The 8,377-nt window shown below is 67.4% G+C and carries 9 protein-coding genes; 3 read left to right on the top strand and 6 right to left on the bottom strand.

Going from position 1 to position 8,377, the window contains the following annotated elements; all coding sequences use genetic code 11:
• Positions 1-103: 103 nt before the first annotated feature.
• The gene (locus QH195_RS16355; RefSeq protein ID WP_280436005.1) at positions 104-562 is read left to right on the top strand and encodes a MaoC family dehydratase; all 459 of its coding nucleotides are present in this window, start codon (positions 104-106) and stop codon (positions 560-562) included.
• A gap of 21 nt (positions 563-583) precedes the next feature.
• On the opposite strand, the gene QH195_RS16350 is transcribed toward QH195_RS16355, so the two are convergent.
• The 6 genes from QH195_RS16350 to QH195_RS16325 all read right to left on the bottom strand — a co-directional run bounded on the left by QH195_RS16350 (position 584) and on the right by QH195_RS16325 (position 5,985).
• Positions 584-1,711 (bottom strand): NDMA-dependent alcohol dehydrogenase, encoded by a 1,128-nt coding sequence (locus QH195_RS16350; protein WP_280436004.1) that lies wholly within the window; start codon positions 1,709-1,711, stop codon positions 584-586.
• 168 nt (positions 1,712-1,879) lie between these two features.
• Positions 1,880-2,701 (bottom strand): mycofactocin-coupled SDR family oxidoreductase, encoded by an 822-nt coding sequence (locus QH195_RS16345; protein WP_280436003.1) that lies wholly within the window; start codon positions 2,699-2,701, stop codon positions 1,880-1,882.
• Between the two features lie 127 nt (positions 2,702-2,828).
• Positions 2,829-3,542, bottom strand: coding sequence for a 3'(2'),5'-bisphosphate nucleotidase CysQ (locus tag QH195_RS16340; protein ID WP_280436002.1), 714 nt, complete (start codon positions 3,540-3,542; stop codon positions 2,829-2,831).
• A 167-nt stretch (positions 3,543-3,709) separates the two neighbouring features.
• Entirely contained in the window at positions 3,710-3,856 is a 147-nt protein-coding gene (locus tag QH195_RS16335; protein WP_063915790.1) for a DUF1059 domain-containing protein, read from the bottom strand.
• A 70-nt stretch (positions 3,857-3,926) separates the two neighbouring features.
• Positions 3,927-5,201, bottom strand: a complete 1,275-nt coding sequence (locus tag QH195_RS16330) for a cytochrome P450 (RefSeq protein WP_280436001.1) — start codon at positions 5,199-5,201, stop codon at positions 3,927-3,929.
• A 73-nt stretch (positions 5,202-5,274) separates the two neighbouring features.
• Positions 5,275-5,985, bottom strand: coding sequence for a nucleotidyltransferase domain-containing protein (locus tag QH195_RS16325; RefSeq protein WP_280436000.1), 711 nt, complete (start codon positions 5,983-5,985; stop codon positions 5,275-5,277).
• 259 nt (positions 5,986-6,244) lie between these two features.
• Here QH195_RS16325 and QH195_RS16320 point away from each other — a divergent pair, with 259 nt between their 5' ends.
• Positions 6,245-7,108, top strand: coding sequence for an SAM-dependent methyltransferase (locus QH195_RS16320; protein WP_280435999.1), 864 nt, complete (start codon positions 6,245-6,247; stop codon positions 7,106-7,108).
• A gap of 151 nt (positions 7,109-7,259) precedes the next feature.
• Positions 7,260-8,377 (top strand): oxidoreductase (locus QH195_RS16315; RefSeq protein ID WP_280435998.1); only part of this gene is annotated, 1,118 nt, incomplete at its 3' end.

Raw genomic sequence — 8,377 nt, 5'->3', positions numbered from 1 at the left:
TTTGTTTTCTTGCTGTTTTTTCTGTGGGGCTTTTTTTATAAATAATTTTTGGGGTTCGCCGGCCCCCCCCCCCCCCCCCGGCACGGGACCGAAGGAGACAACTGTGCGCACATTCACCGGCAAGGACGAGGTCCTGGCGGCAGTGGGGGAGACCCTCGGCACCAGCGACTGGGTGGAGGTCACCCAGCAGATGGTCGATCAGTTCGCCGAGGCGACCGGAGATCATCAGTGGATCCACGTCGACCCGGAACGGGCGAAGCGGGAGAGCCCGTTCGGCGGGCCCATCGCGCACGGGTATCTGACGTTGTCGATGCTGCCGCTGCTCGGTTCGCAGATCTTCGCGTTCGAGAACGCGAAACTGGGCATCAACTACGGCTCCAACAAGGTCCGGTTCCCGAGTCCGGTGCCGGTGGGCGCGAAGGTCCGGTCGACCGCGGTGCTGGCGGATGCGACCGAAGTGGCCGGCGGCGGGCTGCAACTGGTCGTGCAGCACACCGTGGAGACCGAGGGCGGCAGCAAGCCCGCGCTGATCGCGGAGGCGGTGAGCCGGGTCGTGTTCTGATCCGGGGGGAGCCGGCGCCGGTCAGCGATCGGCGTCGGTGAACCGGATGATCCCGCGGATATTACGGCCCTCGAGCATATCGGTGATCCCCTCGTTGATCTGCTCGAGCGAGTATTCGCGGGTGATCATATCGCCGAGCCCGAGATCACCCAGTTTGTAGAGCGCCAGGACCTCCGGGATCAGCAGCTGCGGGTTGCCGCCGCCGAACAGGGTTCCGCACAGGCTCTTCTGCTGGAAGGTCAGCGCCGAGAGGTTCATCCGGGGATTGGTTTCCGCGGCGTCGCCAGTGGCGGCGAGGACGCAGCTGCCGGCCTTGGCGGTGATCCGCATCCATTTGGCCAGGTCGTGCCCGTCGCACCGGCCGACCGCCACGATCACCGTCCGGCACATCTGCCCGCCGGTGATCTCCTCGATCGCACCGATCGCGGTATCGATATCGGAGTAGGTGTGGGTGGCACCGAACTTCGCGGCCTGTGTGCATTTGGCCTCGACCGGATCCACCGCGAAGATTCGCCGCGCCCCGGAGATCACGGCGGCCTGTACGGCGGCCGTGCCCACCGCGCCGGCGCCGATCACCGCGACGTCTTCGCCGGGCCGTACCGTGGCGGTGTTGACCACGGCGCCGTATCCGGTGGTGACGCTGCAGCTGGCGAGGCAGGCGATATCGAACGGGATGGAGGGGTCGATCTTGACCACCGAACTCTTGTGTACCACCGCGTAGGGGGCGAAGGCGCCGATGAGGGAGGTGGGGTGCACATCCTGGCCGCGGGCGCGGATGCGGAAGGTGCCGTCGGATACCGCGCCTCGGGTGAGCAGCTCCTGCCCGCGGTCGCAGAGGTTGTGGTGACCCGATAGGCAGGATTGGCATATCCCGCAGGCGGGGATGAAGGAGAAGACCACATGGTCGCCCACCGCGAGCTGGTCGACTCCCGAACCCACTTCGACGATCATTCCGGCGCCCTCGTGCCCGCCGAGGATCGGGAACTCGGCGGTGGGTACGTCACCGCTGGCCAGCCGCTGATCGAACTGGCACAGGCCGGCCGTTTCCACCCGAACCTTCACTTCGCCCTGCTGGGGATCGCCGATCTCGATCTCCTCGACCGACCACGGCTGCGCGTAATCCCAGATCAAAGCACCCTTGGATTTCATCGGCTTCCCTAACTGTCGCGACGGTCGTGCGCGTGGTCCACGGCAGTACCCAGATTGCCTGATAATGCCGTTCTTCGAAAGTGTTATATCGAATTTTCCTACGGTTTTCCGCACGACTCCCACGAGAACCCGCCGCGGCGCCGCCGGTGACGCCGTGACGGGCTGCCGTCAGTACTGCGCCGACCCGAGATCCACCGAGATACTGCTCGCGGTGACGAACCGGGATTCGTCACCGGCCAGCCAGCACACCGCATCCGCGATATCCTCCGGCATCGCGATCCCGTCCGGCAGCAGCGGCGTGTTCATCCCGGCCAGCTGGCCGTTGGTTTCGGCGGCCCGGGTGAGGGCGCCGACCATATCGCCCGAACCCATCGGCGTGGCCACCGGACCGGGGGCGACGCTGTTGACCCGGATCGAATGCTTTCCGAGTTCGGCGGCGAATGCCCGCGCCATCCCGGTGACGGCATGCTTGCTGGAGGTGTAGTGGACCATGAACGGCTGCATGGCCACGCCGGATGCCGAGCTGATGAGAATGATCGACCCGCCGCGACCGCCGTCGATGATGTGCTGCGCACCGGCCATCACCGTGTTCCAGGTCCCGGTGACATTGGTATCGATCACCGCCTGGAACGATTCCGGGGTGATGGTGTCCCAGGGCTCGGGGATACAGATCCCCGCATTGGCCACGATCACATCGAGGCGGCCGAACCGGGCGACCCCCTCGTCCACAGTGGTGCGCATCGCCGCGAAATCACGGGTATCGGCGACGGCGGCGAAAATCTTGCCGCCCGCACCCTCCACCAGGCGCACGGTTTCGTCGAGATCGTCCGGAGTCGCGGAATCGTAGGGCACCGCGGGCGGCAGGGGTGCGCACAGGTCGACCGCGATGATATCGGCGCCCTCTGCCGCCAGTCGCTGCGCGTGGGCGCGGCCCTGGCCGCGCGCCGCCCCGGTGACGAAAGCTACCTTGCCGGATAGTCGACCGCTCACTTGCTCTACTCCTGTCGTTACGGGAAACGTCCGACCATTGTGGGCCGACCGGCGCTCCGCGCGCACGGGCCGGGTTTCCCGGGTGACGCCGACAGGCCCTTACGGGTAGCGGTGCGCTCCGAGCTATCTACTCCGACAGCGCTTTGAGAGCGATCTCGGCCAGCTCGGGCCGGCAGATGATCAGATCGGGCAGGTACGGATCGGGCCGGTTGTAGCGCAGCGGCGACCCATCGAGGCGGGAGACATGCAGTCCGGCCGCGAGCGCGACGGCGACCGGGGCACAGGAATCCCATTCGTACTGCCCGCCCGAATGGGCGTAGATATCGGCCTCCCCGCGCACGACCGCCATGGCCTTCGCCCCGGCCGACCCCATCGGAACCTCGGTGGCCGACAACCGGGCCACGAGTTGCCGGACCTCGAAGGAGGGGCGACTGCGGGACAGTGCGACGCGTACGGTGCCCGGGGCGGGTGGGGGAGCGAGCACCGGTGGCCGGCCGGTGTGCAGGACCAGGTCCGCGGCCGGTAGCGCGACGGCGCCGGCCACGGGGGCGCCGTCCACCGCCAGCGCCACATGCACTGCCCAGTCCGACCGGCCCGGTTCACCGAATTCCCGGGTGCCGTCGAGCGGGTCGACGATCCATACCCGGGAATGTTGTGTGCGGACCGGATCGTCGGGGGATTCCTCGGAGAGCACGGCATCCGCCGGTCGAAGCTGTGCCAATCGGTCGATCAGCAGACGGTTGGACCGCTGGTCACCGACCCGGCCGCCGAGTTCGCGGATCGACACGAGAAGTTCGCCGGCCTCTCGGGCCAGAGTAGCGGCGAGGGTGTGGTCGTCCATTGGGGATCCTTCCTGGCGGGCGCTGCCGTCCGGATCCATATAACACGGTGCGCCCGGCATTCTCGTCGCGCGGTGCCCCACAGCCGGCGACGGTGCCAGGTGGCCGGCGGCGGTGCGGCCCGTGTCCGGCCGGGGCCGGCGGCCGGTACGGGCGCGACGGGCCTGCGTCAGAAGGCCATGAACAGGATCTGATCCCGGGTGTAGTCGTGGCCGGGGTGGTTCTCGGCCAGGTGCTTGCGCACGTTGTCGACCAGTTCGTCCTCGTTCGCGCCGGTCAGGTGTTCGCCGCAGGGGCAGTTCAGCTGGGTTTTCATCGGTTGTCCTTTCGTCATGGTGAAGCAACGCCGCTCAGCGTAGTAGCCGCGGCGCCGCGATGACGACCGATCAGGCCCGGTGCACCGGCATCCGTTTGATGCCGTGGACGAAATCGCTGTGTACATACTCCGGTTCCCCGAGTACCACCTCGGGGACACGGGTCAGCAGTTCGTGGAACAGCAACCGCAACTGCATTCTGGCCAGCCACGCGCCCAGGCAGAAATGGGCGCCGCCGCCGCCGAACCCGGAGTGCGTATTCCGGGTGCGGGTGATGTCGAAGATCTGCGGATCGTCGAGTGCGGTCTCGTCACGGTTGGCCGAACAGTAGAACAGTACAAGTTTCTCGCCGGCCCGGACCCGGGTGCCGGCGACCTCGGTATCGGCCACCGCGTGGCGGGCGAAATGCAGCACCGGTGTCGACCAGCGGATGAATTCCTCCACCGCGCCGCCGATGCGCGCATCGAAATCCTCCAGCAGCCATTCCCGCTGCGCCGGCCGGTCCACGAGCGCGCGGAAGGCATGGGAGGTGGTCTGTTTGGTGGTGTCGTTACCGGCCGAGGCGAGCAGCACCATGAACGCTCCGATTTCCTCGTCGGTGAGCCGATGGCCGTCCACCTCGGCGGCGACGATGGCAGACATGAGATCGTCGCGGGGCTGCGCACGGCGTAGCCGGGCCAGATCGGTCCCGGCGCGGTGCAGAATCCCGAACTGCGCCATGAAGAATTCCGCGCGCTCCTCGAGGGCGGCGTATTCGTCGTCGCTGGAGCCGAACATGGCCTCGGCGGCCTGGGCGACCGCATCGCGTCCGGCCGGATCGATCCCGATCATGTCCGAAATGGTGCGCATCGGAAGTTTGCGCGACACACTGTCGACAAAATCGACCGGTGCGCCCGAAGACAGGTCCGCGAGGAATTCTTCGACGATCTCGGCGGCATTGGCCCGTATCTGGGATTCGATCCGCCGCACCTGTTTCGGTGTGAACGCCGAGCTGATCAGGCGCCGGTAGCGGGTGTGCTGCGGCGGATCCATGGTGAGGAAGAACGTGGTGGGCCGCTGCAGCTCGATGGGCATCGGGTCCATGCTGATGCCCAGTGTCGAGGTGAACAGCTCGGGATGCCGGCTGACGAAGGCGATATCGTCGTGCCGGGTCACCGCCCAGTAGCCCGGTTCGGAATGCGGGAACAGCGCGGGCGGAGGTGCGTGCCAGGTGAGTCCGGGTTCGGCCCGTAACTGCGCGAACACCTCGTCGCGGGCGCGGAAATCCCGGGCCCAGAACGCGGGTCGGGAAATATCGAGCCGATGGTATCGGCGCGATGCGGCGGGCGCGCTGTCGATAGGGCTCATGAGCGACTCCGAGCTCGGTGATCCATGGTGCGCGCGCGGAACGGGGTGAGTGCGCGCGAGTCGTAGAAATACTCTAGAGCGCCATTCCTTTCCGGGCGGTGGCTTCCGGTGAATCCAGGTGTGCCCGGCGCACTCGCTGCAGGAAGTCGTTCAGCGGTGCCTCGTCCGGTTGCTGCGGTAGCGCGGTGACCGCGGTATCGAAACGGTGCTCGTAGCCGGCGACGAGCCGGCGAACGGCCTCGGCACCGGGATCGGCCTCGATCGCGGCGCCCAGTGCGTGGTATCGCTCGGGGTCGGGCACGCGGATCGGCAGGCGGCCCGTGGTGTAGAGCTCGTACCCCTGCCACAGCAGGCGCAGAGTGTGCCGGGCATGCTTCGCCCGGCGCGCGGCCGGCGCCTGCGGGCCGGTCAGGCGGCGGAACTGACTCGTGGCGTAACCGAAGAAAGCATCCCGGACCCGGGCAGCGGACAGGAAGCAGGTCCGCAGTTCGACCAGTTCCCGGCCGAACGCGGATTCCGCGGTGTAGCCGTCGAGCCAGAGGATTTCGGTCGCGGTCGGGTTGCACGAGAGCATGAGCCGCATGGCCTTGCCGATCTCGTGATAGGTCGCATCGGCACCGTCGCGGCCCTGCCAGGTCTGCCGGGCCGGCGGATGCAGGCCCAGCAGGTTCCGGGTCGGCTCCACATAGATTCCGGCGTAGTCGATATCGCTGGCGGGACCGGCCAGACCGTAGGCGGTGGAACCGACCACTCCCTCGAGCAGCAGATCATGCGTGCGGTCCATCCGTGATCCTCCTCGGGTCCCCGTCCCGGGCGCGCGAAGGCAGCTGTTTTCCAGTGCGCGCCCCGAGGTGATCATGATCGACCGGACGCCTTGTGGCCAGCGAATTTTCGATCGTCGGCGGCACGGATGGACGCTGCCGAAATATTTTTCGGAGTTTCGCTGCCGGCCCGCGATGAATTCGCGGTGGTCCTTCCGTCATCACTGTCGAGCCCTACCTGTCGACGTCGCACCACTCCACAATCGGACAGAGAGAAAACCGATGCCAGATTCGTCGTTCAGCTCGCCGGAGCCCGGCCGTCCCCCGGCCGGGATCAATACCTCCCGGGCCGGTATCGCCCGCGTCTACGATGCCAGCCTCGGGGGCAAGGACAACTTCGAGGCCGACCGCCGGGCTCTCGACGCGGTCCTGGAGGTCGCGCCCGGTATGTGCGCTGTCTCGCGCCGGAACCGGGCCTGGCTGCGCCGGGTGCTGCGGTACCTGGCCGGGGTCGTCGGCGTGGAGCAGTTCCTGGATGCCGGTGCCGGATTGCCCACCGTGAGCAACACCCACGACATCGCCCAGCTGGTGAATCCGTGGGCGCGGGTCGTCTACCTGGACAATGATCCGATGGTCAGCGCACACGGCCGGGTGCTGCTGGAAACCAACGAGGACACCGTCTACCTCCACGGCGACCTCACCGATCCCGCTGTGCTCGCCGCGGATTCGTCGGTCTGGCGGTATCTGGACCGGGACCGTCCGGTCGCACTCATCCTGGGTGCCGTTCTGCATCATCTGCCGGATGACGCGGATCCGGCCGGCATCGTGGCACGGATGGTGGATGCGCTGAGCCCGGGGTCGTATATCGCGATCACGCATTTCTGGGATCCGGGCGAGGAGTCGCCGGACCACGAGCTGGCGCGTGAGGTGGAGCGGCGTTTCGTGGAGAAGGGCCTGGGGTCGGGCTGGTACCGGAGCCGGGCGGAGATCGAATCGTATTTCACGGGGCTGGAATTGATCGCTCCGGGCGTGGTCCCCCTCGACGAGTGGTGGCCGTCGGGGCCGGTGCATCCGCCGGCGACCGCCGAGGAGCGATTGATCCTGGGCGGGGTGGGCCGTAAGAGCGGCCTGATGTCGGTGCAGTAGACGGGCGGACGAGGGCGACCCCGATCCAGCGGGGTAATCATATTCTCTTCATTTGAGAATTGACTTATACTTCCGCTGAACCGGCTGTCCGGCGGTAGGCGACGGAACGCGACCCCGGACGGCATGACACCGCCGGAACTGGATAGATGCCGTGAGCTCGTCGAACCAACCGTGGACAGTGGCCGAGGCGCCCGACCAGTCGGGCCGTACCGCCGTGGTGACCGGATCGAATACCGGAATCGGCCTCGAGGTGGCGCGCGGCCTGGCCCGCCGCGGCGCGCGGGTGATCCTCGCCTGCCGTAACGACACCGCGGCCGCACAGGCCGAACGAGATATCGAGGATTCGGTACCGGGCGCCGATATCCGTACGACCCATGTGGATATCGGCAGTCTCGCCTCGATCGCCGACTGTGCGCGGCGCCTGCACGCCGAACTGCCCCGGCTCGACCTGCTGATCAACAATGCCGGGGTCGTCACCGGAACCCGGACGTTGACCGCCGACGGTTTCGAAAGCGATTTCGGGATCAACTTTCTCGGGCATTTCGCGCTCACCGCGCAACTGATCGATCTGCTGACTGCCGCGCCCGCCGGACGGGTGGTCAGTGTCGGTAGTCTCAGCCATGGTCGGCGCAACGCCGAACTGGATTTCGACGATCTCCAGTCCGAGCACAGTTTCGGCCGCCTCATCACCTATTCGCGGTCGAAAATGGCCACCACGACGTTCATGGTGGAGTTGCAGCGCCGGCTCGCGGCCGCCGGTGCGTCGGCACTGTCGGTGGGAGCCCACCCCGGCGGTGTGCGGTCGACCATTCTGCGGGAACAGAGCATCGTGGCCCGGATCGCCTACAGCGGTGTGGTGATGGCGCTGGCACGCCTGTTCACCCAGACCCCGGAACAGGGCGCACAGCCGATCCTGCGGGCCGCACTCGACCCCGCGGTACCGGGCGCCGGCTTCTACGGCCCGGCGAACCGCTGGGGGCTCGTCGGTCCCCCGGTCGCTGTGCCCGCCGCACCGTCGGCGCGCGACCCCGAAGCCGGCCGGCGGTTGTGGGCGGTAGCCGAGGAACTGACCGGCGTGGAATTCACGTTCGGCACAACAGCTCCGGCGATACCGGCCGACGCCGCAGGGGGGGGGCGGATAAACCCCACCCCAGCGGGAGAGGCCCGCGCAGCGGGCGTTAAGGTTAGGCCGCGCAATCGGGTAGGCCCCTGGCGGGACAAGACCAGCCGCGTGTGTGGATACCGTGCGGCCCCCCCCGGGCGAAGTAC

Origin of the sequence: Nocardia carnea (genome assembly GCF_029868855.1) — a bacterium.
Classification (GTDB): Bacteria; Actinomycetota; Actinomycetes; order Mycobacteriales; family Mycobacteriaceae; genus Nocardia; species Nocardia carnea_A.
The sequence above is the reverse complement of the archived record's forward strand: the minus strand, read 5'-3'. Positions and strand labels throughout refer to the sequence as shown.

What these genes read in the sequence shown, in the direction of transcription:
- QH195_RS16350 (WP_280436004.1), bottom strand. Translation starts at nt 1,711, where the DNA reads ATGAAATCCAAGGGTGCTTTGATCTGGGATTACGCGCAGCCGTGGTCG.
- QH195_RS16320 (WP_280435999.1), top strand. Translation starts at nt 6,245, where the DNA reads ATGCCAGATTCGTCGTTCAGCTCGCCGGAGCCCGGCCGTCCCCCGGCC.
- QH195_RS16330 (WP_280436001.1), bottom strand. Translation starts at nt 5,201, where the DNA reads ATGAGCCCTATCGACAGCGCGCCCGCCGCATCGCGCCGATACCATCGG.
- QH195_RS16325 (WP_280436000.1), bottom strand. Translation starts at nt 5,985, where the DNA reads ATGGACCGCACGCATGATCTGCTGCTCGAGGGAGTGGTCGGTTCCACC.
- QH195_RS16335 (WP_063915790.1), bottom strand. Translation starts at nt 3,856, where the DNA reads ATGAAAACCCAGCTGAACTGCCCCTGCGGCGAACACCTGACCGGCGCG.
- QH195_RS16340 (WP_280436002.1), bottom strand. Translation starts at nt 3,542, where the DNA reads ATGGACGACCACACCCTCGCCGCTACTCTGGCCCGAGAGGCCGGCGAA.